This is a genomic window from Bacillus sp. FJAT-45066 (genome assembly GCF_002335755.1).
GTDB lineage: Bacteria > Bacillota > Bacilli > Bacillales > Bacillaceae_I > Bacillus_CD > Bacillus_CD alkalisoli.
Genome location: NZ_NISQ01000001.1, coordinates 1,756,566 through 1,782,592, shown reverse-complemented (window position 1 = coordinate 1,782,592; position 26,027 = coordinate 1,756,566). Strand labels below are relative to the sequence as shown.

Genomic DNA, 26,027 nt, shown 5'->3' with positions numbered 1-26,027 from the left:
AGTTTAAAATGTTAATGGAAGTAAAAATAATAAAAATAGATTAAATGTGTAGTGCGATAGGATAACAACTCCGATATTATTATTCCATATGTACAAGCTTCCCCAAAACATCCCACCAATAAGAGCAGCAGCAATTAACATAGGATTTGCTGTCCAAATATGTGCAAACCCATAAATAACACTAGCAAAGAACACTCTACTCCAATCAGATTTCACATACATAGAAAGTTTATTCTGGACATATCCTCTCCAAAATAATTCTTCTCCCGGAATAATGATAGTAATAAGTAAAACATATTGCCAAAGCTGTGTTGGTCCGACTAATTTGTATAAATCGATAACGTAAGGAATAAAGAGTGGAAACCATTTTTTTATCATTAGGTAAGAAACAAAGAACACAATGTATAGGATTAAACCAGATAGAAATCCTATAAATATTTCTCTTATTGTAAATGGAGGACTGCTTTTTATTACATGCCAATTTTTTATTGCAATAAAAGATAGTACTGCCATCGTCAATGGAAAAAACATCCAAAAATAATGAGTTAAAAAGAAGCTAATACTAATTAAGCAATGAGCTAAAAGCAAAATGATTAGGAACTTGCTTTTGTTCAAATTAATTTCCCCCTAATTTTTCCTAATGTATATGATATAACATTTTAAGTCATCAAGAAAGGGTGTAGTACATGACACAATCTAAGAGCCAACAAGAACGCCAATGGAAAGTACGAAAACAATCTCAAAATGCTCATGGCAAAGTAAAGAGCTTTGACGAGTTAACACAAGAAGAAAAGAAAAAATAAAACAAATAGGAGGATTACTGTTCTACGCAGTATTCCTCTTTATTTTGTATATACTTCCAATTTTCATCACATACTAGGATAAGAAATTATAGAGATAGGTGTGGCCTATGGACCCAAGTTCAAAAGAACGCTTTGTTGCGATGATCAGCCCTTATACAACTAGCTTATTACATTATCGTAAGCCATCTGTTGTTGCTTGGTGGTCTGCTGCATTTCCAGGTTTTGGACATTTTATGTTATCCAAATACGTTACTGCATTAATTTTAATTGCTTGGGAAGTTGTCATAAATACATTAGCTCATTTGAACCATGCCATTTTTTTAAGTATGACAGGCCGTTTTAATGAAGCGATCGAAGTGTTGGACCCAAATTGGATTTTTATATATATTAGTATGTACATATTTTCAATATGGGATAGTTACCGACTTACAATAGAGATGAATAAACACTACACAATGGCATATAGAGACGACTACCCATCTCTTATAACGAATAGTTCCTCGATTGAAGTGAATTTAATTGATAAGAAAAACCCTGTATTAGCTGCATTTTGGTCTGCTGTCATACCTGGTTTAGGAAGTTTATATATGACTAGACTACTTTCAACTGTTTTATTAATGACATGGTGGTTATTCATTACATATCAAGCAAATGTTTATGAAGCGATACTATTAACATTTCTCGGAAGGTTTTCAGATGCAACAGAAATATTAGTGCCACATTGGTTGTTATTTATTCCGTCCATTTACTGCTTTTCTATCTATGACTCGTATGTTAACTCTGTACAGATTAACAGTTATATCGATAAATTTATTAGTAGAAAATTAAAAAAAGATTATCAAGATCCTTCTTTCAAAATGCCGCTATAGAAAGAGTGAGTTTTTTGTATATTTTTGCCACCTTTAAATATTCAATGGAGATTGAGATGACGTTACGTGATTTAGATGACCTTGGCTTATCAAAGGAACAAATTCTAGCAGTGCCACTTGACCAAGTGAATACAAACGCACAACTAATTGACTCACTCCACCGTTCAGACGGGAGAAGTTTAGTAGACCTAGCGGCTATTTTCGGTATAATATTTATGTTATTAGGTGTTATTTACGGTTACATTTTCTATTTAGGACCTGTCATATGGGGGGGAATAGGTCTTATATCTGGACTTTTACTAGGATTTATTATTGACTATTTACTTAGTAAAAAAAAGGATAAGAATAATAAGAAAAACAAAGACGACGCCGATTTTATTCTTATGATTAATTGCCCAGCTGACAAACAAGAGAAAGTAGAGGCTGTATTATGGAATAACATGGTCTTGGGTGTCGGAATCATAAAGTAATATTATAAATGCTATTATAAACATAAAAACAAAGTAATCTAACAAACTCCTCTCGAGAGTGAGTGAAAGGATTGCTTTTTTTATTTGTAAAAGATTATCATTTCCTATGACCTTGTCCGAAAATGGTATACCATATTGTATATAATAGTAACAAGCGGTCGAAACAACGGAGAAAAAGAAGGAAAGACTATGCATTTGTAGAATTATGGAAATGTATAAGAAGATAAAAATGCTATGAGGAGGGATTTCAATGGAGTTTACGTTTATCCATGCTGCAGACATCCATTTAGATAGTCCGTTAAGAGGGTTGGAAAAATATGAAGGAGCACCAATTGAAAAAATCCGAAATGCAACAAGGGAAGCATTCAAAAACTTAATCGACCTTACAATCGAGAAGAAAGTCGCTTTTCTCATTCTTGCGGGTGACTTATACGACGGTGATTGGAAAGATTATAATACAGGGTTGTTCTTTATAAACCAAATGGCCCGCTTGAGTAAAGAAAACATTAACGTTTACATTATCCGTGGTAACCATGATGCGGCCAACCTAATAACAAAAGAATTAAAACTACCTGATAATGTATTGGAGTTCTCAGTCGAAGAACCGAGTACATTTATTATAGAAAATTTACAAGTAGCACTACATGGACAAGGATTCGCATCAAGGGCTGTAACAGAAAATATCGTAAAATCATATCCAACGAAAAAAGAAGGATATGTAAATATCGGCCTATTACATACTAGCTTAACTGGCCGTGAAGGGCATGAAAATTACGCACCATGCTCGCTAGATGACTTAAAAGAAAAGGGTTACGACTATTGGGCATTAGGACATATCCATCTTAGAGAAGTGTTACATGAAAAAAATCCAGTTGTTCTTTTCCCAGGTAATATTCAAGGTCGACATGTGAAAGAAACTGGCAATAAAGGTTGTACGATAGTTTCCGTAAAGCAAGGTGAAATTGAAAAATACGAACATCATTCTCTTGATGTATTAAGATGGGGAGTTTGTGAAGTAAACGTATCAGAGTGTGAATCCGTACAAGAAGTAATTGAAACAGCACGTATACATTTAGAAAAACTTTATGAACTAGCAGAAGGGAAATTTTTAGCAGTTCGCTTTAAAATAATTGGTGTTACAAATGTGCACCAACAACTTGTAGTTGAAAAAGAACATGTGTTGAATAATTTGCGTTCAATGGCACTTGAAGTAGGATACGGAGACGTATGGATAGAAAAACTCAAGTTCGAAACAGCACGAAAGATAGATATAGAAGAATGGAAAGAAAAGAGCACTCCCATTGCGAGCATATTAGAATATATGGAGCAGCTTAGTAATAATGACGAAACCTTTTCATTATTAATAGATGAATTTAAAGATTTGCAATCAGCATTGCCACATGAACTAAAAAGCGGAGAAGAAGGTTTTGATTTTACAGATTCAGCGATTCTTGCTAATAGAATGAAAGAAGTAGAAGACTTAGTATTACATTATTTAACTACGAAAGTTGGGGAGGAAACGTCGTGAGAATAAATAATTTGCATTTGAAAGCGTTCGGACACTTTACTGATTTTCCTTTGAAGTTTGCTAATAACAAAAACTTCCATTTATTATACGGACCTAATGAAGCGGGTAAAAGTACGATTCTTCGCTCGGTAACCAATTATTTGTACGGTTTTCCTCAAACAACACAAGATGCTTTTTTACACAAGTATAGCCAGTTGCGAATTGAAGGAGAGTTGGAGAATCATACTGGGGAAAAGCTGAAATTTGGCCGTAGAAAAGGAAGAAGCAAAACAGCTTTAGACGAAAATAACAATCCAATAGATGAAAAGAAAATCCTTACCTTTCTAAACGGTCTTTCAGAAAGCCAATTTACTAATATGTTTGCACTAGATCATGTTCGTTTACGTACAGGTGGAGAGAGTTTAATTCAAAGTGAAGGAAATGTTGGTCAAAGTTTGTTTTCCGCTGCTTCAGGTATAAATGTACTCCGAGATGTATTAGGTGAATTAGATTCAAGGGCAAGTAATCTATATCAAAAAAATCGTAAAAACTCAAAATTAAATGTGGAATTAAAAGCGGAAAAAGAAATCTCCAAAACGATTGCAGATAATCAAATGAAAATCCAAGATTGGAAAGATATTGAAAGAAATTATAATGACGGAAAAAACGCAATAAATGAAATGAAGGAAAATATTAGTAATTTAAGATTGCAACAATTAAAATTGGAACGGTTAAAACAAACGTTACCGAAAATTGCTGTAAGAAATGAATTAATAGAAAAGTGTAATGAGTTCGCTAATGTTCCAGACTTGCCAGAGCAAGCAGAAGATCTTCGAAAAGAAACAGAACACAAAATTAACAGTGAAATAACGAAAAAGAAAGAAGCGGAAGAAGAGATTAATGAGATAAATAATCAATTAGAAAGAATAGTTATTCCTAATGGCATAATGGAACAAGCTTCTCTCATTGAAGATTTATATCGAAACATAGCTAGTTATCAACAACATGTTGAACAGGTACCTCAATTACAAGCAAAGTACGAACAACTCGAATATACAATTTCTACAATATTGAAAGAACTCGGCGGAGAGATTGATCAACTAGATGAAGTAGAAAAATATCGTATTACGGCGGAGAAAAAGAATACAATAAATGAGCTTTCAGAACTAAAACGTACGCTTGAACTAGACCTTAAAAATGTAAACAATGAAATTAATGTAATAACTAGAGAATTAGATAGATTAAACATAGAGCTTAAAAAATATACTGAAATTATGGATGCAGACAGATTAGAATCAGTAATTGATAAAGTTAAATCCGAAGGGAAAGTAGAAAGTGTATTAAGGGAAAAACAAAACGAGCTGGAACAAATAGAAAAACAATTGACTTCTGTACTCCATAGTATTCCACTATTCAATGGTACAAGTGAAGAGTTGTTAAGTATTAAAGTGCCGACCTTAAAAGAAACGATTAAGAAGTTTGATAAAGAATATCATCTTATCACCCATGCTATCCAAAGAATAAAGGAAAATATAGATGGTGAGAAGAATATGATTCAGGAAAATGAGAGAAAAATTCGAGAATTAGAATCATTGGCTGACATACCAACTATTACAGATTTGGAAAACTCACGTAAACATCGTGAGAAAGGTTGGTTAGTTATTCGAAAAAAGCTAACAACTGGTGACTATGATGATAATGAAGTTTCTACTTTTGCCGCTAGTTTGCCGATGGAGATGGCTTTTGAGAAAAGTATAAGTGAGTCTGATGCAATTTCAGATAAAATGAGAATGGAGGCAGAAAAAGTAGGAACGAAAAACAAGTTGCTTGCTGATATGGAATCTAGTAAACGAGCGATTGCAAGTTTTGAAATAGAACTAAAAGCAACAACGGAAAAGTTAGATAAGTGGGATGTGGAATGGAAAAGCCATTGGAAGCTGGCAAACATAAATCCACTATCACCAGAGGAAATGTTGGAATGGCTTGATAAATATGAATCATTTTTAGATCTTAATGAACAAAAAAATAAGGTATTATCACAAATGCAAATTCAAACTAATAGTGTCGATCATCTTAAAGCATTACTAATAGATACATTACGTACATTTGGACAAGTTACACTAGGTTCTACCTTAGAAGATTTATTGCAACAAGCAGAAGCTTTACGGAAAAATCTTTTAGATAAAAATAACAAGTTTACAAACTTTACAGAAGCAAAACAAAGATTAGAAGAAAAACTACGAGATTTAATTATTGAGCAAAAAGAATTGGATAAATCATTAAATGAATGGCAAGAGAATTGGCAGGAAGTGTTACAGGCGTTTACTATTTCTAATTTAACATCTCCAAATGTAGTCAAAGCTTTATTAGAGAAATATGAACTATGTGTAAATAGTTATGATGAATGGAAGGCAACAAAAAAGCAGTGGAGTATGGTGAAAGATCGTATTACTAACTTTGAAGAAAGCGTAAGAAGTATGGAGCAACATGTTGTAATAAATTTCGTTCCGAATGCATATGATCTTGCTGTTACAGAGCTATATCAAGTTCTAAAGCAAGCAAACAAAGATCAAGGAACAACAATCACATTACAAACTCAATTAGTACAAGCAAAAGAAAAAGTAAAAAAGGCTGAAAAGGAAATGGAGGAAGCTACTACTTCTCTATATCAATTGCTAAAGCAAGCGTGCTGTGAATCGTTAGAGGAATTACAAAAAGTGGAGTCGGACTATAAGCAAAAGTGTAATTTAACAACTAAAATCACAGCGCTTGAGGAACAGATTATTGAACTTGGTAACGGTCGTACGCTTGAAGAGTTATTAATAGAAGCAGAAGAAGCGGACAAAGATACACTAGATATTGAATTAGAGCAATTAAAGGATCAAATGGATCAGCTTGATTCCGAACGTTCGACTATGGAACAAGGTTATGGTGTAGTAAAAAATGATTATTTAGAAAAGATTAAAGGGACAAGTGACATATCAGTCAAAGCTACCGAAGAAAAACAAAGTAAATTGGCATCGATTGTGAATTATACGGACGAGTATATTACGTATAAATTAGCCTCTTTAATACTGCAAAAAGGGATTGAACATTATCGAGAAAACAATCAAAGTCCTATAATGAATCGGGCTAGTGAAATTTTTCACCAGTTAACGTTAGGAAAGTATGATAAATTAACAATCGAATATGATGAAAAAGACGAAGCGAAAATTATGGGAGTTCGTAATAAAGATGAACTTGTAGATGTATCAGGAATGAGTGATGGCACAACAGATCAGTTATTTTTATCGTTAAGAATAGCGGCGATCGAAAAGTACGCAAAAGAAAACGAGCCAATACCATTCATCGTCGATGATATTTTAGTTCATTTTGATGATGAGCGCTCAAAAGAAACGTTAAAGGTATTACTAGAACTGTCAAAGAAAACACAAATCATTTTCTTTACACACCACTATCGAATTGTAGAGTTGATGAAGCAAATCACATCAGATGTGACTTATGATTTGATTGAATTAAATACGGTGAGTGTGTAGGAGAACATCAGAAAAAGAGGTCGGGACAAAACTATATTGAACGAAGAAGAATCCGAACATTATCCCAATATATAGGGATAAGTCGGATTTTTCTCGCCTCTATAGCAGATGATTGGAGTGTAAGCCGAAGACTCCTGCGGGAAAGCGTGTTAAGTGAGACCCCACAGGCGCTTGCGCCGAGGAGTAGGTTTTTTCACGGCAGTGAAAATAACCTTCCTCTTTACCGCCCGCGGAAAGCGAAGGTTTGCACTCCAATCATCTGCGGTATGATAACCAGACACTAATTATTCGACTTTTAAGAAAAAAATTAGTTCTGTCCCAGCCTCTTTGTTTGAGGTATGTTTTCTAACCTTTTTTGTATAAGGTGTGTTTGCCTAGTATGAATGATAGGTGTTCTATTTTTTCTACTAATTTTTTTGTTCGATGTTTACGTAATCCTCGTGTTTTTTCTTTGTTTTTCTGGATGTTAAGAAAGAGAAAATTTGATATATTAACAGAAGTGAATGATAGAATGTAAAAAAGTTTGATAGAGAGTAATTTTTGTTTCGAAAGCTATTTTTCTGATTGGTTTATAAATAAGGGAGGAACAACATGTATATTGAGCGTGAGTACCCGAGTTTTTCTTGGTCTAATAGTAGACATAAGACACTATTAGATTGCAAGAGAAAATATTACTATCACTATTATGAATCTCATAATGGATGGTCATATGATGCACTAGAAGAGAATAAATCTTCTTACAGATTAAAGAATTTAACTAACCTCCCAATTATTTTAGGAGAAGAACTGCATAATGCAATCGACTACCAAATCAAAAGATTTATAGCAGGTAAAAGTTTGATTTCAAAAGAAGAGATGATTGAAAAGGTATCACGAGGTTTAAATAAGGCTTATATTGACTCTACTAAACATAAACAATATTGGTTTAACAGACCCAAACGTTATAAAATGTTGCATGAAATCTACTATGAACAAGGGATTAGTTCTGAAGAGATTGCGGTAACGAAAGAAAAGCTATATAAATGTGTGCAACATTTTTTCGAAAGTGAGACGTATCAAGGTATTTTAAACAACTTAGAATTGCAAGTGTTGGAATCAGAAGAATTTAAAATTTTTGAAGTAAATGGTGTAGATGTATATGTAGTGCTAGACTTCGTATACAAAGATGTGCATCAAGGTAAGTGGGTAGTAATTGATTGGAAAACTGGTAAAGAATCAGAAGAGGACAAAAAGCAGTTAGCATTTTATGCTCTATATTTATCGCAAGAGCATAACATAACAATTGAGGATATTGTTATTCGTAATGAGTATTTGCAGACAGGGATTAGTAGGGAGTACAAATTAACCCAACAAGACATCAATCATGCGGAACAAACGATGAATAATAGTATCTATTATATGTTGCAGCTCTTAGAAGACAAAGGGACAAATAAACCGTTAAGTATGGATTATTTTGAAATGAACCTATCACGTAGATGTGAGATGTGTAACTTCAAAGAAAAATGTCATAGCAAGGAATTAGGGGCTACAAATGAAATTATATAGCGCTTTAATAGGGTTAAGTTTAATATGGGGCCTATCGTTTGTATTTGTAGAAACGATAATAGGAACGGCTGGTGTATGGGGGACTGTATTTTTACGATGCGTCGCGGGAGCATCTATTTTGTTTCCACTTTTATTAATAAAGATTAAAAATAAAGAAATAAGAAAAAATCTACCGTGGAAAGCATTATTAATTGCTGGTGTTTTTAACGCTGGCTTACCTTGGGCATTAATAGCTCTAAGTCAGACACAAATAACGAGTAATACGGCAGCTGTATTAAATGCGTTAACCCCAATACTAACCGGTTTAATTGGATTTATTGCCTTTTCCATTTTTCTTAATAAACAACAATGGGGCGGGATCATCCTAGGGTTTCTTGGAATATTAATCTTGATGAATTTCAATATTAGTGAGCTGTTTTCGAATAGTTTCATAGGGATAGGCACGATGATTTTAGCGACAACTTGTTATGGTTTTGCAACACATTTCACAAAACGATATTTAAGTAGGGTGAACGTAGTCATTCTATCCTTTATTACACTTGTAGTTGGGGCTGCTATAGCAGGAATCGGTGTTATTTTTACAGAACCTATGGCATTAGTAAATGTGATGCAATCTAATGACTGGAAACTATTTGTATCTATTATCGGTTTAGGATGTGTTGGATCAGGTATTGCATACTTGTTGTACTATTATCTAATAAACACTGGCGGTGCAGCTTTTGCAAGTACAGTCACCTATATTATCCCGTTAACTGCCTTGTTCTGGGGAAATATACTACTTGGTGAGCCAGTTACAAAAAATTTACTATTTGGCTTAATCACTATATTCTTAGGGGTCTATTTTGCGAACAGAAAATCAAGAGTTACTAATAGACTAAAAGCAGCTGCGTAAATTTTATTAACGTAATATCGCCTCTTCTTACAAATTTGAAAAGAGGCGATTATATACTATTGACCTATAAATAAACCTTATGCTATATTTACATAGTTAATTCAATAAGGCATGATTACGTTTCGTTTAGTGACGTACTCAATCAAATATTAATTCTGTTCAAAGAAACAGGAGAGGTTCTAGCTAAACCCTCTATAAAAAACTAAGGACATGAAACTATATCCTATGGTATAGATTTTTTTGTTTATACGTTTTTTACATGACGCGCTAGCCCTCTAACTACAGAAGGCTAGCTCTTTTTTTGATAGAAAAAAAGAAAACTTCCTAATGGGGGATTATATAATGAAGAAGTTAGAAAAAGCGATGGTTGTTTTTAGCGGCGGTCAAGACAGCACAACTTGTCTGTTATGGGCTCAAAAACAATTCGACGAAGTAGAAGCTGTGACATTCAACTACGGACAACGTCATGAATTAGAAATAGACTGTGCAAAACAAATAGCCAAAGACTTAAACGTAAAACACCATATACTAGATATGTCCTTACTTGGCCAATTAACACCGAATGCGCTAACAAGATCAGATATTGAAATTGAAGAAAAAGAAGGCGAATTACCAAGTACATTTGTAGATGGAAGAAACCTTTTATTTCTTTCATTCGCAGCAGTTGCAGCAAAACAAATTGGAGCAAGACATATCGTGACAGGGGTTTGTGAAACAGACTTTAGTGGTTATCCAGATTGTCGAGATGTTTTTGTAAAGTCATTAAACGTAACGTTAAATCTTTCAATGGATTACCAATTTGTCATTCATACACCATTAATGTGGTTAAATAAAGCACAAACATGGGAGTTAGCGGACGAGTTGGAAGCATTAGATTACGTTCGGAATAAAACATTAACATGCTATAACGGAATCATTGCGGACGGATGTGGAGAATGTCCGGCATGTAAGTTAAGAAGCAATGGACTAAATGAATATTTATCACAAAAAGAAGGTGAACAACAGTGATTCAACAAATATATCCGCAAATTGCACATACCTATCAATATGAATTAAGTAAAGACATGCATATAGCAGCAGCACATTTTGTTCCAACTGAAAGTGCCGGAAAATGTCAGCAAATGCATGGTCATACGTACTTTGTTAATGTGACGGTTGCTGGTGATGATTTAGACGAAGCTGGTTTTTTAGTAAACTTCCAAGTGTTAAAATCGCTGATTCATAAGCGATTCGATCACACTGTTATGAATGATCATACTTCTCTTTTTAATGATTCGGACCCAAATTATTTTCCAACAACAGAAGTGGTAGCTCGAGTGATGTGGGAGCTTGTAGAAAATCATCTACAAACATTGCCAAACAAACCGACATGCCTTCAACTTTTTGTTAGAGAAACACCTACTAGCTATGTAGTGTACCGACCGAAGAGGGATAGGGATGGAAAATAAAACGATTCCCGTATTAGAAGTTTTTGGACCGACCATTCAAGGAGAAGGAATGGTAATCGGTCAAAAAACAATGTTTGTTCGAACTGCTGGTTGCGACTATCGTTGTAGTTGGTGCGACTCTGCTTTTACATGGGACGGATCTGCAAAAGATCAAATTCAGCATCTAACAGCAGAACAAATTATTAGAAGGCTCATAGAAATCGGAGAAGATAAATTTCAACATGTAACGATATCAGGTGGAAATCCTGCTCTTTTAAAAAATATTCATTTTTTAGTAGAAGAACTTCATAAGAGAAACATACGAGTTGCAATAGAAACACAAGGTAGTAAATGGCAAGAGTGGTTAAAGGATATTGATGATTTAACTATTTCTCCAAAACCACCAAGCTCAAAGATGGAAACAGATTTTGAGATGCTTGCAACAATTATTCAGAACGTTGCACTTAGTAACGTATCATTAAAAATTGTAGTTTTTGACAAAGAGGATTTGCAATATGCTAAAAAAATACATAGCATGTTTCCAAACGTACCATTTTATTTGCAAGTAGGGAATGCGGATGTACAAACAGCATCTATTCAAGATCTAAGACAAGAACTATTAAAAAAATACGAATGGTTAATTAACGAAGTAATGCAAGACAAAGAACTAAACAACGCAAGAGTCCTACCTCAACTACACACACTATTATGGGGAAATGCCCGCGGAGTATAGAAGGAGTGTTTCAAATGACAGGAAGAAAAGACGAAGAATTACAAGGCGTTACATTACTAGGAAATCAAGGTACAGGCTATTTATTTCATTATTCACCAAGCGTACTAGAATCATTCGATAATAAACATCCAAACCGAGACTACTTTGTAAAATTCAACTGCCCTGAATTTACAAGCTTATGCCCAAAAACAAACCAGCCAGATTTCGCTACTATTTACATTAGCTACATTCCAAATGAAAAAATGGTAGAAAGTAAATCTTTAAAACTGTACTTATTCAGCTTCCGTAACCATGGAGATTTCCACGAAGATTGCATGAACATCATCATGAATGATCTAATTGAACTAATGGACCCACGCTACATTGAAGTATGGGGTAAATTCACACCACGTGGTGGAATTTCCATTGACCCTTATACGAACTATGGAAAACCTGGCACGAAATATGAAGAAATGGCACAATACCGTTTAATGAACCACGACCTATATCCTGAAAAAGTAGACAACCGTTAATAGAGATGATGAGAAAAGCATTAGTTATCGGTGCTACTGGTTTAATTGGTAAAAGTGTCACCCAACAACTGTTACAACATAAACAATATGAATCTGCAACGGTGTTAGTTAGAAGACCTCTAAGTACATCAAGTGAAAAGCTATTTCAAATTAAAGTTGACTTTGACCGACTTACAGATTATGGTGCGAACTTTGAGGTGGACGACCTATATATCTGTTTAGGAACGACTATTAAAAAGGCAGGATCGAAAGAGCAGTTTGAAAAAGTTGATTTTCACTATGTTGTAAATGCAGTCAAGCTCGCAACATCTAAAGGTGTAAAGCGTATTGCGATAGTTTCAGCACTAGGTGCAAACAGCCGTTCTAACGTTTTTTACAATATGGTAAAAGGAGAAATGGAGGAAGCCGTTCAACAAGAGAACGTGGAATCCCTCTATATCATTAGACCTTCCTTGCTACTTGGAGAACGAGATGAATTCCGTTTTGGCGAAAAAGCAGCTGAAAAAATAAGCTTTTTATTAACTCCTTTCTTAAAAGGGAAATTAGCAAAATATCGCCCTGTACATGGAGAAGATGTTGCTCTTACCATGATAGAAAATATTATAAAAGGAGAAAAAGGGGTTCACATAATCGAATCAAACCTTATCTCTAGAAGCAAAAGGTAGCGTGTATAGCGTTACCTTTTTATAATGTGTGTTTATCAAATATTCATAAAGGGAATGAAATGAAAAAGCTGGAGGTGATGTTATCATGATCAGTTTAGCCGAACATCGAAGGATGAGAAAATCTGGACATGTAACTATTCCTAGTATTTTTCGAAAAGAACTGAACATAAAAGATGGTGACGTTTTAATGATAAAAGAAAGCCCGAAAGGTATTGTCATGAAACGAGCAGTCGATGAACATCCCTACAATGAATCTATTGTTTCCAATAATGGTAAAGTTAACATACCAGTAGAAATAAGGAGAAATTTAAAAATAGGAGAATCAACGGACTTTAAAATTAAAATTAGCAAAGAGAAAAAAGAAGTAATTTTTACGAAGTATTAATAGGGAGGAAACTATATAAATGAATATGTTAAAAAGTAAACAAAAAAGCATGGAAGAGTAAAAAATACTTTTCCATGCTTATGTTTGTCATATCTAATACTAATCTAACTACTTAAAGAGACAATTTTATAATTTTTATGATTAACTACAGTACGTTGTTCTAACTCTAAGTCACGGTAATTATCCATATAAGTTAAATCAACTATAACCGAGTTCTCGTTCACTTTTTCTACGATTCCTTTTAAGCCCTCTTTAAACTCAATTACATTTCCTACTTCTGCAATTTTCATTAATCTAACTCTCCCCTATCTTATCTTATCTAATAGCAATTCTATATATTTATATTTATTAAGTGAAGAATTGTTTAAATATTTTGTTAAAATAGTATAATTTTTATTTTGCCTTATTTTTGGTAAAAGGTAAATAGTTTAGGAGGATTTTTTATAAAAGTTTTGTATTATCGATTATTGGAACTTTTAATATGCTTACAAAATAGGATGAATTCATGTATTATATACAATAGTAGGATGGTGATTGACATGAATGAAAACTTAATTATGGAAATACTAGATAAATTAAAAAACGGTGAATTAAATGAATACACAGTCACAAACGATGTGTTTATGGAATTTAGAAAAGTATTAGTTGCTAGAGAAGATTTCAAACATTTTAGAGGAATAGCAAAGCATAACGGTGTTGTTATTTATAAATATACAGAATCTGCGAGAAGTTAGTTTTTAGATAAATACCTAAGGATTAGTTCCTAGGTATTTTTATTTTGTATCTGAATATGTATAATAAGAAATAGATTAATTGTTGAGTAACTTATCAATAACACTATCTGTGTTTTGGAGGGGTGGACATGGAATACAAAAAAGAGGAAAACCAATTAGTAAGCCAAGATATGTTTATTTGGAAAAATGAAGAGAAACGCACTGTACAAGGTTTTCTTTTATTTCCAGAAAACATTCCTGATATTAAATTTGTAAAAGACTTACTAATGTTAGTGTATAAGAATAAAGAAGTAATTAAACTGACCGTTTGGTATGAAGGTGAAATCGTTCAACTTGTCGGTAGGATATATAGTTTCAGATATTCAGCAAGTAAAATCACATTTAAAGATAAGTCAAAGCATACATATCATATTTCGATTTTAGATATTGTAGAAGTAGTGCGAAAAGTAGGAAACAACTAAATATTATTATGTAGACCGCTAAATTTTTGGCGGTTTTTTTTGTCCTTCTTTCTGCTTCCCTATAGAAAATCTTGTATATTCACAACATATATTGGAAAACTAATAAAAGTAATTTTGTTGAGTTCGTTTTATAAGGTACGACTACTAACCGAAAAACGAATTATTACTTTTACCGGTTTGGAACTTCTATTCAATAGAAAATATCTTGCATCATATCACTTACAGAAAATCGTTTTTCAATAAACGAAACGTAAATATGAAATAAAAAGGATGTAAGGGGTGAGGGAATGAAAAAGCTTCTTCGAAAGATTTTTGGACAAGATAAAAGTGAACAACAAGAAAAGATTACTGTTCCAGAATTATTGCAACAAATGAAGAAGTCAATGGATTTCCTAAGCTTTGAAAATAAAACAGCAGATGGAAGTAAGAAGTTTTGGGTGAACTACTACTATACTCTTTGTGACACTAACTATATTCACCGAGATATTTTACATTGCATTTCCACCAGACCATGGGAAACACTTAAAGATTTAGAAAATATCTTACCTATTGAAGCATTAGAAATTACTTCAGATGCAAAAACCGTTAAAGATAAAATGCTTTCTGGATTTTTATTTATCCAATTACACGAACAAGATTATAGTGGAATTTTAGTTCGGTCTGAATTTGTTCACTCACGTAATGTATCCTTACCTGAGGTTGAATTTAGTGTTGTAGGTCCAAAAGAGTCTTTTGTGGAGAATATAGATGCGAATATTAATATGATTCGAAGAAGATTAGGTTCTCCAATGTTAACAATTGAACAAATTGAACTTGGAACTATTTCAAGCACTAAGGTAGCAGTTATGTATTTAGATGATATTGTAAATGAAGATAATAAAAATACCGTTTTACAACGACTAAAAGAAGTAGATTTCGATCATATAAATGATAGTTCCTATGTAGCACAATTAATATCAGACAATGAAACATCCCCTTTTCCATTATTATTAGATACGGAAAGGCCTGATAGGGTAGCTGCAGGATTAACCGAAGGGAAAGTTATCATTATGGTAGATGGCTCTCCACATGCTTTAAGTGGTCCAACGACGTTAATTGAATTTTTCTCTTCTTTTGAAGATTACTATTTAAATTTTTATTTAGCTTCGTTTTTCCGTTTAGTACGTTTATTTTCGGTAGCATTCTCTATTTTAGTTACACCGCTTTATGTGGCAGTACTTACATATCATTATGAACTCATTCCAAAAGACTTATTGAGTACGTTAGTTGCGTCACGAAGAGAAGTGCCGTTACCACCTATATTAGAAGCTGTTTTTCTCGAGTTAACAATTGAATTATTAAGAGAGGCTGGAGCCAGACTACCGACAAAAGTAGGTCAGACAATCGGTATCGTAGGTGGGATTGTTATTGGAACAGCTTCTGTTGAAGCGGGTTTAACGAGCAACGTTTTGTTAATTATTGTGGCACTTGCTGCACTTGCCTCCTTTACAACACCTGTTTATAAAATGGGTAACACGATTCGTATTTTGCGCTTTCCTTTTTTATTTTTTGCAGAATTATGGGGATTGCTCGGAATTGTATTTTGTTTTTGTATTTTAGCTACTCACCTACTAAGGTTAACCTCACTTGGAAGACCTTATATGGAGCCTATATACCCACCTCGATTAACAGATATGAAGGACGCCCTATTACGATTACCTTTTTCGTTTCAAAGTAAAAGGCCAGAACAGTTAAGACCGAAAAATCCTTACCGCTTTGCCAAGAAAAAAAGTAAACGAAAGAAAGATATCGATGAATAGATAAAATTCTTTTCTATCCAGTTGATTTAGTTTCACATAGTGGAGGAGTGCTTTCCATTGCAAAAAATACCTGAACGGTTTCAAATATCGCCATTTTTAGTCTTTTTTTTACTACACGCTGCCCAGTTCGGGGTAGGTGTATTAGGATATCAGCGTATTATCGCAATGTCTGCTGGCCATGATGCGTGGATGGGGATCATCATAATAGGCATATATATACATATTATTGTTTGGTTAATCTATAGTTTGTTAGAAAAATCAGGAGGGGGGGACCTCGTTCAAGCACACCAATTTGCCTTTGGTAAGTGGTTTGGAAATGCACTCTCCCTCTTATTCGCTCTCTACTTTGTCGCGACAACTATTACTGTGCTAAGAACATACATCGAAGTTGTTCAGATTTGGCTATTCCCAGATATTAAGACTTGGTTATTCGTTTTATTATTTTTGTTTTTAGTCTATTATATCGTTTCCGGTGGTTTCCGAATTGTAACAGGTATTGCGTTTTTTGGAACTATCCTACCTTCTTATTTATTAATAACCTTCGTATTACCAGGTGAGTTCATGGAATTTAGAAATTTGCTTCCAATATACGATACTACTGTAAAAGATCTATTGTTATCAGCTAAAGATATGTCTTTGACTGTTATTGGTTTTGAAGCATTACTTGTATATTATCCATATCTTAAAGATCCAGGTAAGTCAAAAAGATGGGCACACCTATCAATTTTAACTACAAATGCAATTTATTTATTTATTGCTATCATTACGTTTGCTTATTTTAGTGAGAAAATGTTAGAAAAACAAATATGGGCAACATTAACCATTTGGAAAATTATCGAATTACCATTTGTTGAGCGTGTAGAGTATATCGGAATAGCCAACTGGTGCTTAATTATTTTACCGAATGTATGTATCTTCATTTGGGCTGGTAGTAGAGTAGCAAAACGAGTTGCTAATGTGAAACACCGCCTGACCTTAATAGTTTTGGTGCTATTAATATTTGGTATTAGTTTATTGTTTGAAGATAGAAAAAATATTCATATTTTAAATGATTATGTAGGTAAAGTAGGTTTTTATTTAGTATTTGCTTACATACCTTTTCTCTTTTTAGTAGTTAGTTTTGTCAAGTGGAGAAAGGAGAAGAAAAAGAATGTATCTTCATAAAATAATCGTTTGGATATGCATTTTGCTACTTTTAACAGGCTGTTTAGAAAAAAGAATATTGGATGATATAAATATTCAAACATTACAAGCTTTTGATGTGGGCGAGAAGGATGGAGATCTATTAGTAACAGCGGTAGTCCCAATTTATCAGGCGGATAAAACTATATCGAATGAAGCTTTTTCAGCTTATGCACAGTTAAATAAAGATGCTGTCCGTGAATTGCAAAAAAAATCTTCTGATCCAATCGTTACAGGTAGTCTAGAATTTGTCCTGTATTCAGAAGAAATTGCGAGGCAAGGTATAAAAGATTTGTTTGATGCACTACAACGTGATGCAAGCATTGGTACAGGATTGTATTTGGCAGTAAATGAAGGAAGAGCTCTTGATATGGTTAAGTTGGATTTTGGAAATAGAGGTACAGGCGCGTATTTTTACAACTTAGTCGAACATAATGTAGAGCAAAGAGATCTTCCTATAACGAATCTACATGTTTTTTTGAATGATTATTATAAAGATGGTAAGGATCCGACTCTGCCTTTATTAATGCATGAAGGAAACAAAATATTAATAAAAGGAGTAGCTATCTTTGATGGAGATAAAATGGTTTCCATGATACCGAGTGAGAAACTATTTTACTTAAAAATCTTAGTCGATGAATACGTAAATGGGATATATAGTACGTTGTTGCCAGGTGGTGAATATGTATCCATTTACAGCGTTAATTCAAATCGTACGTTTAGAGTTACCTGGGAAGGTGATACCCCCACTATTAATATTCATTTGGCTGTTGATGGAGTTCTAAAAGAGTATGGTGGTGAAGATATAGCTGATGATGAAAGAGCAAAAGAAATACAAGAGAACATTTCCGATAAATTGATAAGTGAATCAATGAATTTAATTAAGCAATTTCAAGAAATTGGTGTTGATCCACTTGGCTTAGGATATGAAGTTAAGACAAGAAAAAGAGGCTTTGATATAAAAAAATGGGAAGATCAAACTTATCCAAACGTAGAAGTAAATGTAACATCAAATGTAAGAATTATTGGAACAGGAATCGTTGAGTAATTTCTTAATATATATAATGTATTAATGTATTAGGGAGTTGGAGAAACGTGAAAAAAAATATTCTGTTATTTTGTGATCCTGGTATTGATGATTCACTTGCGATAATGTACGCACTGCTGAATCCAAAGTTAAATGTTGTAGGGTTAGTTACCGGTTATGGTAATATCGATCAAGAACAAGCAACTCAAAATGCAGCATATTTGTTGTCGTTAGCAGGTAGAGAAGATGTTGTATTGATTGGTGGAGCTAAAGGCCCTTTATCGGGCGAGTTTGTTCCATACTACCCAGAAATACATGGAGAGGAAGGGCTTGGTCCAATACAACCCCCTGATACAATTGTTGGAGAGTTGTTAAATTATGATTCGGTTTTCAAACTCATAGAACAGTATGAGGGTGACTTGATAATTGTAGATGTTGGGCGAGTAACTTCGCTTGCTGTCGGATTTATTTTAGGTGGCAATGAAGTAATGAATAGCGTAGAACAATTTTATCTAATGGGTGGAGCATTTTTTGTTCCTGGAAACGTAACACCTGCAGCTGAAGCGAATTTCTATGGAGATCCGATTGCCGCGGATTTAGTTTTAGAAAAAGCAACAGATATTGTCTTAGTTCCACTAAATGTATCAACTAAGGCAATAATAACTCCAGAAGTAATTAATACAATTGCAGAAACAGAAAATAATCCATTTCAACCATTAATGAAAGCTATCTTTGATTATTATAATAAAGCTTATAAAAAACTTGTCCCTTCCATACCTGGTAGTCCATTACATGACGTTTTAACTCTGTACGCTGTAGCTAATCCAGATAAGTTCGGATATACTAAACGTAGAGTAAGAGTAGAAACTGCTGACGGGCCATTAAAAGGTGCAACGATTGCGGATTTTAGACCAAAACCAGAAGAAGAGTTAGAAGAGAAAGAAGAATACATTGCATTAGAGTTTGATTATGAAGACTTTGTTCAAGATTTTATTAATGTTATGACTCGAAAGCTTCCAGGAGATTAGGTGAAAAATAATATAGTTAAATCAATTTCATAATTATGGTTCGTTTAGTGAAAAACGAATGTTAAGTTTATTATAATTAAATAACGTTCGAGATAAAACGTTAATTATATTAAAGAATAGGTTAAATATTCGTTTTTCGTTTAGTAATTGTACTTATGAAACTCACTCAATTAATAGAGTATAGATAGTATTCAATAAACAAGTTTTGAATGGAACAGGTGATAAGAGAAAGCTCTTAGTCACCTAGTTCCTTTTTTCTGTTAAAATAAAATTAGATTTGAATAAAGAAGCAGGTGTGGAATTATGAGTGAAGGAAATGTAATAAAAGAAAAGAACTTGTTAGTTACGAAATCGACTCTCATACAGGAATTTAGGAATTTAGGTGTTAAAGAAGGAATGACCTTAATTGTTCATTCTTCGCTAAGTTTAATTGGTTGGGTATGTGGTGGCGCACCGACTGTAATTATGGCATTGCAAGAAGTTTTAACAGAAGAAGGAACTTTAGTTATGCCGACTCACACTGGTAATAATAGTGATCCAGCTGATTGGGGGAATCCTCCAGTACCAAAAGAATGGTGGCAACCAATTAGAGATGAAATGCCAGGTTTTATGCCTGAAGTGACACCAACATTTTTCATGGGGGCAATTCCTGAAAGCTTTAGAAAATTTCCGAATGTATTAAGAAGCCATCATCCAACTGTTTCTTTCGCAGCATGGGGGAAATATGCAAACTACATAACAGAAAAGCACCCTTTAACAAAAGAGCTAGGGTACGAATCGCCGCTCGGAAAAATATATAGATTAGACGGGCATGTACTCCTTTTAGGTGTTGGATATGATAGCAATACATCTATGCATCTAGCTGAAGAAGGAATCGAAAACTATCCTACAAAACAATCAGGAAGTGCTATAATAAAAGACGGAAAAAGAAAATGGGTCACGTATACTAGTCTTGCTTATCAAGAAGAATTGTTCGAAGCTATTGGGGAAGAATTTGAGGCGAGTTGCCATGAAGACATTATAAATGGGAACATCGGAAAAGCACCAAGTAAACTTATGAGACAAATCCCATTAGTAGACTTCACCCAGCAATACTTATTAAACAATAAAGGAGATTTATAAATATGTCATTTCAACATTGTGTAGACTGCAAAGAGCCAGTAACATTTAAAACAAAATTTAAATCCGTATTTTTCGGGTACAAGCCAATAACATGCCCAAAATGCGGAACCGTCCATGAAGTGGATGAAAGATATCGTTTTCTATTCTCCTTATATACGGTAGTTATTCCTATCATGCTTGTATACTTCGTTAGTGCTGCGTGGATGATTGAATCAAGATTCCAACAAGTTTTATTAGTATTAATGTTTGGTATAGTCGGTGTGTTATTTGCAGCAAAAAAAATAAAATTTCATAAAGCAAAATTCCAACCAAAAGAACTAGAAGAATTAGAAAAGAAAAATAAAAAGTAAATACAAAAACCGTGAAGTGATTGCACTCCACGGTTTTTGTGTTTTTATGTATTGATTTACACTTGATTTAATGCCCATATTAAAAAGCCTGCAATAATAATTAACGAGAGGGCATGAAGAAATAATGTACCTAAAAAATCTTTTGCTTTTTCAAACATACTTAAACTTGACTCATATTTTACTCGGTGTAATCTTCTTCCTCTTGAATCCATTTTCTTCACTCCTAAAACGAACAAAAGGTTTATATGTTTATTATACAAAATATTCTAAAAAATAACAGGTCGAATTTTGCAAAATAGGCGTATATTTCATATATCGGATAATTTTACTTATTCTTTAATAAAATTTCAAAGAAAAAACTAGTCAATAGTTTATTGACTTTTTATTTTGTCTAGGTGTACTATTTAACTAGAACACTAAAACACTAATGTTAGAAATAGAGGTGTAAGTCACTATGTCATCTTTTCTTGGTTTAATGAAAAAAGAATGGATCTTACAAAGAAACTGGTTATTATACGGTTTACTTAGCATCATTGGAGTATTCATAGCAAGTTCATCAATAGCATTCTTCATGGGAAACGAAAATATCGCTATGGCACCAGTAGTTATCGTTTTATCATTTCTGATATTTTACAGCCCTCTTTTTTTACTAATTAGTTTGAACATGGAGGGGAAAAGCAATTTATGGCTTCATACGCCACAATCAAGCTTTAAACTATTAAGTAGCAAATTGGTTACGGCTTTTTATATGCATATTGCTTTAACACTTGTTGTTGGAACTATTTTATTTCTAATCAATAACTCATTACAGGATTCAGTAGGCAACGTTGCATCAAGTAATTTATTGTTAATGGATATTGCTATATTTGTGTTGGTTGTTATTTTCATATCGTTTTATTTCGGATTATATGTCGTTCTGTATTGGACATTAAATGCTAGCCTAAAAAGCATAAAGAAAATACAAAAATTTAGAGTACCGTTAATGCTCGTAATCATTATCGGAGTGAATACGTTGCTAAGTGCGTTTAAAAATGTGCCACTTTATCAAAAAATAATGAATTTTGGAGTGATTAAACATACTCCTGATGGTATGGGGAATTTGCAGTTTGATGGAGGGGATACTCAAGTTTATTTAGGAGGAGATTTCATTTCTTTAGGAGGTATCTTTTTGATACTTCTCTTTATAACCTCTGTGTTATTGGTATCATCTTGGCTACTAGAAAAGGTGGTGGAAGCGTGACAAAATATGAAGCGGATAAACCAATATACTTACAAATCATTGATAAATTAGCAAAACAAATTGTACGTGGAGAAATAAAACCAGGCGATAAATTACCTTCTGTACGCGAAATGGCCATTAAATCAGGAGTAAATCCAAATACGATTCAGCGCACGTATAGTGAGATGGAAAGGATGGATATGGTGGAAACAAAGAGGGGGCAAGGAACATTTGTAGTAGAAAGAGAATCGGTTGTAGAACAATTGAAAAGTAGTATGAAAGAAAAAGTAGTAGAAACATTTATTAAGAATATGCGTGAAATTGGAATAGATGACGAGCAAGTAGTAAAGAGTGTACAAAAATATTTGCAAGAAGGGGGACGATTTGATGATTAGTTTAGAGCATGTCACGAAGCAATACGGAAAAGGTTATGCAGTAAAAGATGGCAACATTAGATTCGAAACGGGAAAAATAACCGGTTTACTAGGACCTAATGGAAGCGGTAAGTCTACTACTTTAAAGATGATCGCTGGCTTAGTAAGACCGGATAAAGGAATGATTACCGTTAATGGAGAAAAAGCAACACGAAAGATTGCATCAGACGTTGCTTATTTGTCAGAGCTCGATTTTTACTATGATACATTTACCGTAAAAGACATGATTGAATTTTATGAATCACAGTTTCCGGACTTTCGGCTAGAAAAGGCAAGTGAATTGTTACAGTTTATGAAGTTAGAGCCTGAGAAGAAACTTAAACACCTTTCGAAAGGAAACCGCGGCAGGTTAAAGTTAGTTTTAGCTTTAGCGCGCGAAGCAAAATACATTTTGTTAGATGAGCCTTTTTCGGGTTTAGATCCGATGGTGCGAAATTCTATTGTAGAGAGCTTATTAGCTTATATAGATTTTGGAAAACAAACGGTCGTCATTGCAACACATGAAATTGATGAAATTGAATCACTATTAGATGACGTTGTCTTGATAAAAGATGGAGTTTACTTTGATAAACAAAATGTTGAACAGCTTCGTGAAGAGCAAGGTATTTCTGTGAAAGAGTGGATGATTCGTAAATTAGCAGACTAAGGGGGAAGAAATGTGCTAATAGGTCTTTTGCAAAAAGAATGGAAAATGTCTAAACCGAAGTTATATCAAGCCCTTATGATAGTGATCGGGCTCTGGATAATTAGTATAGGAATAGCGAAATACTTTAATGAAGTAGAGATAACGTTTGCTGTTCTATCTTTAATAATTGGTGCTCATTTTGTCATAATGTCTGTACATTTAATCAACAATTTAGTTACAGAGTCCAAATCTCATTTGTGGTTGCATAATCCGAGTTCCATGTACCTTTTACTTGGAAGTAAATTTATCTTGGGGTTATTCTTTACTTTAATAACAATCGTATGTACTTCGGTTCTTTTTTTAATAAACTTCCAAATATTTGGTGATGATCTTCAAAGTAGTGTGTTGGATTTTATGAAATTTATTGGGGGCATCGTATTAAATTCCGTTTATTTTAGTGTTTGGGCTGTTTTTGTATGGGCGTGTATTCAATGTTTAACACGAAGAGGGCTAGAATCTTTACGAAATAATATTGGTTTTGCGTTTTTAATTGTTGGCTTACTTTTTTCACATATTTATATAAGTACAACGGCATTTTTTCAAGACTACTTAGCTTCTTTTATCCCTAGTCCATTTACAACGTTTCATGTTTTTTATAGTAATGATGAAGAGGGTATTCTTTTTCAAACTGGGACAATGAGTATGTCTTTAGGTATTATTTTATTTTTCGGGTTTGTATGTGTAGTAGTTTTTTATGCAACGTGTTGGATGTTAGAAAATAAACGAAATGGTTAGAGAGGATGGAGGACGTGGAGAAAACAGCAGTTAAATTAGTAAACGTATGTAAAGTGATTAACGGAAAAGAAATCATAAGTAATGTTTCATATGAAGTTTACGAAGGGGAAGTATTCGGGTTTTTAGGTCCAAATGGGGCAGGTAAAACGACAACCATCCGTATGATCGTAGGTCTAATAAGTATTACATCAGGAGATATTTTTATCGATGGAACAAGCGTTAAAAGTAATTATGAAAAGGCGATACGACAAGTTGGAGCGATAGTAGAAAATCCTGAGATGTATAAGTTTTTAACTGGCTACCAAAATTTAATGCAATATAAACGAATGATACCTGGTGTAACGCATGAAAGATTGAATGAGGTTATTGAATTAGTTGGCTTGACTGATAGAATTCACGAAAAAGTGAACACGTATTCGTTAGGGATGAGACAAAGATTAGGAATTGCGCAAGCGTTACTTCATAAGCCGAAAGTACTTATACTAGATGAGCCGACGAACGGTCTTGATCCAGCAGGTATTCGTGAAATAAGAGATTATTTGCGTAACTTAGCTCAGAATGAACAAATGGCCATTATTGTTTCTAGTCATCTATTGTCTGAGATGGAATTAATGTGTGATCGCGTTGGGATTATTCAAAAGGGTGAGTTAATTGATATTCAAAGTATTCATGATTTTGTAAAAGAGGAGCAGTCAACTTTTCACATAAAGGTTAATCCTTTGGAAGTTGCATCAGAGGTTTTAAAGGAATTAGCAATAGAATGTACAGAAAAAGATGGTTTATTACACGTTTTAGTAGAAAAAGAGGACGTACCATCTCTTATTCGAAAACTTTTAGAGAAAGATGTACTCATCTATGAAGTGAAAGAAGTAGCCAAGACACTGGAAGATAAGTTTTTAGAAAAAACGGCATTTGTGAAAGGGGTGTAAGAGTTGTTGCTTAATTTAGTACAAAACGAAGTAATTAAATGGATAAAAAGAACAAGTTTTTACGTCATGTCAGGAATATTAGTATTATTGTCAGTTGTGAGCATTATTTTTATATTTATGATGGATAATGGCACACCTCAAGAACGTAATGGCTGGGCAACAAGTGATTGGCGTCAAGCATTAGAAAAGGAAAATGAGTCTTTAAGAGAAACTCTGTCAGCTGATATGCAATTTGGGCATGTGAATTATATGGAAAAACAACTAGCGCTTAATGAATATAGACTAGCAAATGACCTTGAGCCAAATAATGAAAATTCCGTTTGGACTTATATGGATTCAAATATTGGGTTAACGAGCGTTGTTACATTGTTTGTCATTATTATTGCAGGTGGTATTGTTGCGAGTGAATTTACGTGGGGGACAATTAAACTATTGATGATTCGCCCCATAAGTAGAGGGAAGATTTTACTCTCGAAGTATATGACTGTGTTAATATTTGGTTTGATTTTTTACGTTTTATTATTTGGTACTTCCTATATTGTAGGAGCAATAGGATTTGGATTTGCCAATCATCCAGAATTACTATATATAAATGGAACGGTCTATGCACTTTCATCATTCGTCTCCATTTTGTTTAAAATTTTGCTAAGTAGTTTTTCTGTCTTAATGTTTGCAACGTTTGCCTTTATGATCTCGACCGTATTCCGTAACAATTCTTTAGCTATTGGACTTTCCTTGTTTTTACTATTTACAGGAACACAAATTACACAGTTAGTAGGAACGAAATATGAATGGGCTAAATTTTCACCTTTCGCAAACATTCATTTTGATGCTTACTTTCATAGCTTCCCGATAGTAGAAGGTACAACACTAACATTCTCCATCATCATGTTTCTTTTATACTTCGGCGTGTTTATGTTTATCAGCTTCCTAACATTCAAAAAACGAGACATAGCGGCATAATATAAAAGAATTATT

30 protein-coding genes and 1 riboswitch are annotated in these 26,027 nt (G+C 33.6%); of the genes, 27 read left to right on the top strand and 3 right to left on the bottom strand.

All coding sequences use genetic code 11. The features are described 5' to 3' along the window. Nucleotides 1–3: 3 nt before the first annotated feature. The gene (locus CDZ92_RS09045; RefSeq protein ID WP_096154920.1) at nt 4–615 is read right to left on the bottom strand and encodes a CPBP family intramembrane glutamic endopeptidase; all 612 of its coding nucleotides are present in this window, start codon (nt 613–615) and stop codon (nt 4–6) included. A gap of 71 nt (nt 616–686) precedes the next feature. On the opposite strand from CDZ92_RS09045, the gene CDZ92_RS20295 reads away from it, so the two are divergent. From CDZ92_RS20295 to CDZ92_RS08985, 13 genes are all read left to right on the top strand, one after another. Next, nucleotides 687–803 carry a DUF6254 family protein gene (locus tag CDZ92_RS20295; RefSeq protein WP_227521506.1) on the top strand — a complete coding sequence of 39 codons (117 nt, stop codon included), beginning with the start codon at nt 687–689 and terminating at the stop codon, nt 801–803. Nucleotides 804–910: 107 nt separating this feature from the next. Continuing rightward, a complete protein-coding gene (locus CDZ92_RS09040; protein ID WP_096154919.1) occupies nt 911–1,672 on the top strand; it encodes a hypothetical protein in 762 nt (253 codons plus the stop codon). Between the two features lie 56 nt (nt 1,673–1,728). Beyond that, nucleotides 1,729–2,142 (top strand): hypothetical protein, encoded by a 414-nt coding sequence (locus CDZ92_RS09035; RefSeq protein ID WP_096154918.1) that lies wholly within the window; start codon nt 1,729–1,731, stop codon nt 2,140–2,142. Between the two features lie 250 nt (nt 2,143–2,392). Continuing rightward, nucleotides 2,393–3,670 (top strand): metallophosphoesterase family protein, encoded by a 1,278-nt coding sequence (locus tag CDZ92_RS09030; protein WP_096154917.1) that lies wholly within the window; start codon nt 2,393–2,395, stop codon nt 3,668–3,670. Continuing rightward, nucleotides 3,667–7,185: a YhaN family protein gene (locus CDZ92_RS09025; RefSeq protein WP_176483742.1), complete on the top strand. Its 3,519-nt coding sequence runs from the start codon at nt 3,667–3,669 to the stop codon at nt 7,183–7,185. The genes CDZ92_RS09030 and CDZ92_RS09025 overlap by 4 nt, the downstream gene beginning before the upstream one ends. Before the next feature lie 591 nt (nt 7,186–7,776). Next, the gene (locus CDZ92_RS09020; RefSeq protein WP_096154915.1) at nt 7,777–8,730 is read left to right on the top strand and encodes a PD-(D/E)XK nuclease family protein; all 954 of its coding nucleotides are present in this window, start codon (nt 7,777–7,779) and stop codon (nt 8,728–8,730) included. After that, on the top strand, nt 8,717–9,622 hold the full coding sequence (locus CDZ92_RS09015; RefSeq protein ID WP_096154914.1) for a DMT family transporter: 906 nt from the start codon (nt 8,717–8,719) through the stop codon (nt 9,620–9,622). Before CDZ92_RS09020 ends, CDZ92_RS09015 begins: the two co-directional genes overlap by 14 nt. 167 nt (nt 9,623–9,789) lie before the next feature. Further along, a riboswitch (PreQ1 riboswitch) is annotated at nt 9,790–9,834 on the top strand. 130 nt (nt 9,835–9,964) lie between these two features. Then, nucleotides 9,965–10,630 carry a 7-cyano-7-deazaguanine synthase QueC gene (queC, locus tag CDZ92_RS09010; RefSeq protein WP_096154913.1) on the top strand — a complete coding sequence of 222 codons (666 nt, stop codon included), beginning with the start codon at nt 9,965–9,967 and terminating at the stop codon, nt 10,628–10,630. Next, nucleotides 10,627–11,070, top strand: a complete 444-nt coding sequence (gene queD / locus CDZ92_RS09005; protein WP_096154912.1) for a 6-carboxytetrahydropterin synthase QueD — start codon at nt 10,627–10,629, stop codon at nt 11,068–11,070. The genes queC and queD overlap by 4 nt, the downstream gene beginning before the upstream one ends. Next, nucleotides 11,060–11,782, top strand: a complete 723-nt coding sequence (queE, locus tag CDZ92_RS09000; RefSeq protein ID WP_096154911.1) for a 7-carboxy-7-deazaguanine synthase QueE — start codon at nt 11,060–11,062, stop codon at nt 11,780–11,782. The genes queD and queE overlap by 11 nt, the downstream gene beginning before the upstream one ends. A 14-nt stretch (nt 11,783–11,796) precedes the next feature. Next, nucleotides 11,797–12,294: a preQ(1) synthase gene (gene queF / locus CDZ92_RS08995; protein WP_096154910.1), complete on the top strand. Its 498-nt coding sequence runs from the start codon at nt 11,797–11,799 to the stop codon at nt 12,292–12,294. Nucleotides 12,295–12,299: 5 nt separating this feature from the next. Continuing rightward, entirely contained in the window at nt 12,300–12,959 is a 660-nt protein-coding gene (locus tag CDZ92_RS08990; RefSeq protein WP_096154909.1) for an oxidoreductase, read from the top strand. 85 nt (nt 12,960–13,044) lie between these two features. Further along, nucleotides 13,045–13,344: an AbrB/MazE/SpoVT family DNA-binding domain-containing protein gene (locus CDZ92_RS08985; RefSeq protein WP_096154908.1), complete on the top strand. Its 300-nt coding sequence runs from the start codon at nt 13,045–13,047 to the stop codon at nt 13,342–13,344. 104 nt (nt 13,345–13,448) lie between these two features. On the opposite strand, the gene CDZ92_RS08980 is transcribed toward CDZ92_RS08985, so the two are convergent. After that, entirely contained in the window at nt 13,449–13,634 is a 186-nt protein-coding gene (locus CDZ92_RS08980; RefSeq protein ID WP_096154907.1) for a YkvS family protein, read from the bottom strand. 249 nt (nt 13,635–13,883) lie between these two features. On the opposite strand from CDZ92_RS08980, the gene CDZ92_RS08975 reads away from it, so the two are divergent. The 8 genes from CDZ92_RS08975 to CDZ92_RS08940 all read left to right on the top strand — a co-directional run bounded on the left by CDZ92_RS08975 (nt 13,884) and on the right by CDZ92_RS08940 (nt 21,047). Beyond that, nucleotides 13,884–14,078, top strand: coding sequence for a hypothetical protein (locus tag CDZ92_RS08975; protein WP_096154906.1), 195 nt, complete (start codon nt 13,884–13,886; stop codon nt 14,076–14,078). A gap of 128 nt (nt 14,079–14,206) precedes the next feature. Further along, entirely contained in the window at nt 14,207–14,539 is a 333-nt protein-coding gene (locus CDZ92_RS08970) for a YolD-like family protein (protein ID WP_096154905.1), read from the top strand. Between the two features lie 287 nt (nt 14,540–14,826). After that, entirely contained in the window at nt 14,827–16,338 is a 1,512-nt protein-coding gene (locus CDZ92_RS08965) for a spore germination protein (protein WP_096154904.1), read from the top strand. A 57-nt stretch (nt 16,339–16,395) separates the two neighbouring features. Then, entirely contained in the window at nt 16,396–17,502 is a 1,107-nt protein-coding gene (locus CDZ92_RS08960; RefSeq protein ID WP_096154903.1) for a GerAB/ArcD/ProY family transporter, read from the top strand. Beyond that, the gene (locus CDZ92_RS08955) at nt 17,489–18,568 is read left to right on the top strand and encodes a Ger(x)C family spore germination protein (RefSeq protein ID WP_096154902.1); all 1,080 of its coding nucleotides are present in this window, start codon (nt 17,489–17,491) and stop codon (nt 18,566–18,568) included. Before CDZ92_RS08960 ends, CDZ92_RS08955 begins: the two co-directional genes overlap by 14 nt. A 47-nt stretch (nt 18,569–18,615) precedes the next feature. Continuing rightward, complete coding sequence (locus CDZ92_RS08950) at nt 18,616–19,575, top strand: nucleoside hydrolase (protein WP_096154901.1); 960 nt, start codon at nt 18,616–18,618, stop codon at nt 19,573–19,575. Between the two features lie 303 nt (nt 19,576–19,878). Continuing rightward, a complete protein-coding gene (locus tag CDZ92_RS08945) occupies nt 19,879–20,697 on the top strand; it encodes an aminoglycoside N(3)-acetyltransferase (protein WP_096154900.1) in 819 nt (272 codons plus the stop codon). Nucleotides 20,698–20,699: 2 nt separating this feature from the next. Then, the gene (locus CDZ92_RS08940) at nt 20,700–21,047 is read left to right on the top strand and encodes a TIGR04104 family putative zinc finger protein (protein WP_096154899.1); all 348 of its coding nucleotides are present in this window, start codon (nt 20,700–20,702) and stop codon (nt 21,045–21,047) included. A 56-nt stretch (nt 21,048–21,103) separates the two neighbouring features. Here the strand turns inward: CDZ92_RS08940 and CDZ92_RS19940 are convergent, their stop codons facing one another. Continuing rightward, nucleotides 21,104–21,259: a hypothetical protein gene (locus CDZ92_RS19940; protein ID WP_157842737.1), complete on the bottom strand. Its 156-nt coding sequence runs from the start codon at nt 21,257–21,259 to the stop codon at nt 21,104–21,106. Between the two features lie 242 nt (nt 21,260–21,501). Here CDZ92_RS19940 and CDZ92_RS08935 point away from each other — a divergent pair, with 242 nt between their 5' ends. The 6 genes from CDZ92_RS08935 to CDZ92_RS08910 are packed head-to-tail and all read left to right on the top strand — an operon-like array spanning nt 21,502 to nt 26,012. Next, on the top strand, nt 21,502–22,287 hold the full coding sequence (locus CDZ92_RS08935; RefSeq protein WP_096154898.1) for a hypothetical protein: 786 nt from the start codon (nt 21,502–21,504) through the stop codon (nt 22,285–22,287). Further along, nucleotides 22,284–22,661, top strand: coding sequence for a GntR family transcriptional regulator (locus CDZ92_RS08930; RefSeq protein WP_096154897.1), 378 nt, complete (start codon nt 22,284–22,286; stop codon nt 22,659–22,661). Before CDZ92_RS08935 ends, CDZ92_RS08930 begins: the two co-directional genes overlap by 4 nt. Beyond that, on the top strand, nt 22,651–23,346 hold the full coding sequence (locus CDZ92_RS08925) for an ABC transporter ATP-binding protein (RefSeq protein ID WP_255249800.1): 696 nt from the start codon (nt 22,651–22,653) through the stop codon (nt 23,344–23,346). The genes CDZ92_RS08930 and CDZ92_RS08925 overlap by 11 nt, the downstream gene beginning before the upstream one ends. Nucleotides 23,347–23,358: 12 nt before the next feature. Then, the gene (locus CDZ92_RS08920; protein WP_096154895.1) at nt 23,359–24,120 is read left to right on the top strand and encodes a hypothetical protein; all 762 of its coding nucleotides are present in this window, start codon (nt 23,359–23,361) and stop codon (nt 24,118–24,120) included. 14 nt (nt 24,121–24,134) lie between these two features. Then, nucleotides 24,135–25,049, top strand: coding sequence for an ABC transporter ATP-binding protein (locus tag CDZ92_RS08915; protein ID WP_406564897.1), 915 nt, complete (start codon nt 24,135–24,137; stop codon nt 25,047–25,049). A 3-nt stretch (nt 25,050–25,052) separates the two neighbouring features. Continuing rightward, entirely contained in the window at nt 25,053–26,012 is a 960-nt protein-coding gene (locus tag CDZ92_RS08910; RefSeq protein WP_096154893.1) for an ABC transporter permease, read from the top strand. Nucleotides 26,013–26,027 lie beyond the last annotated feature (15 nt).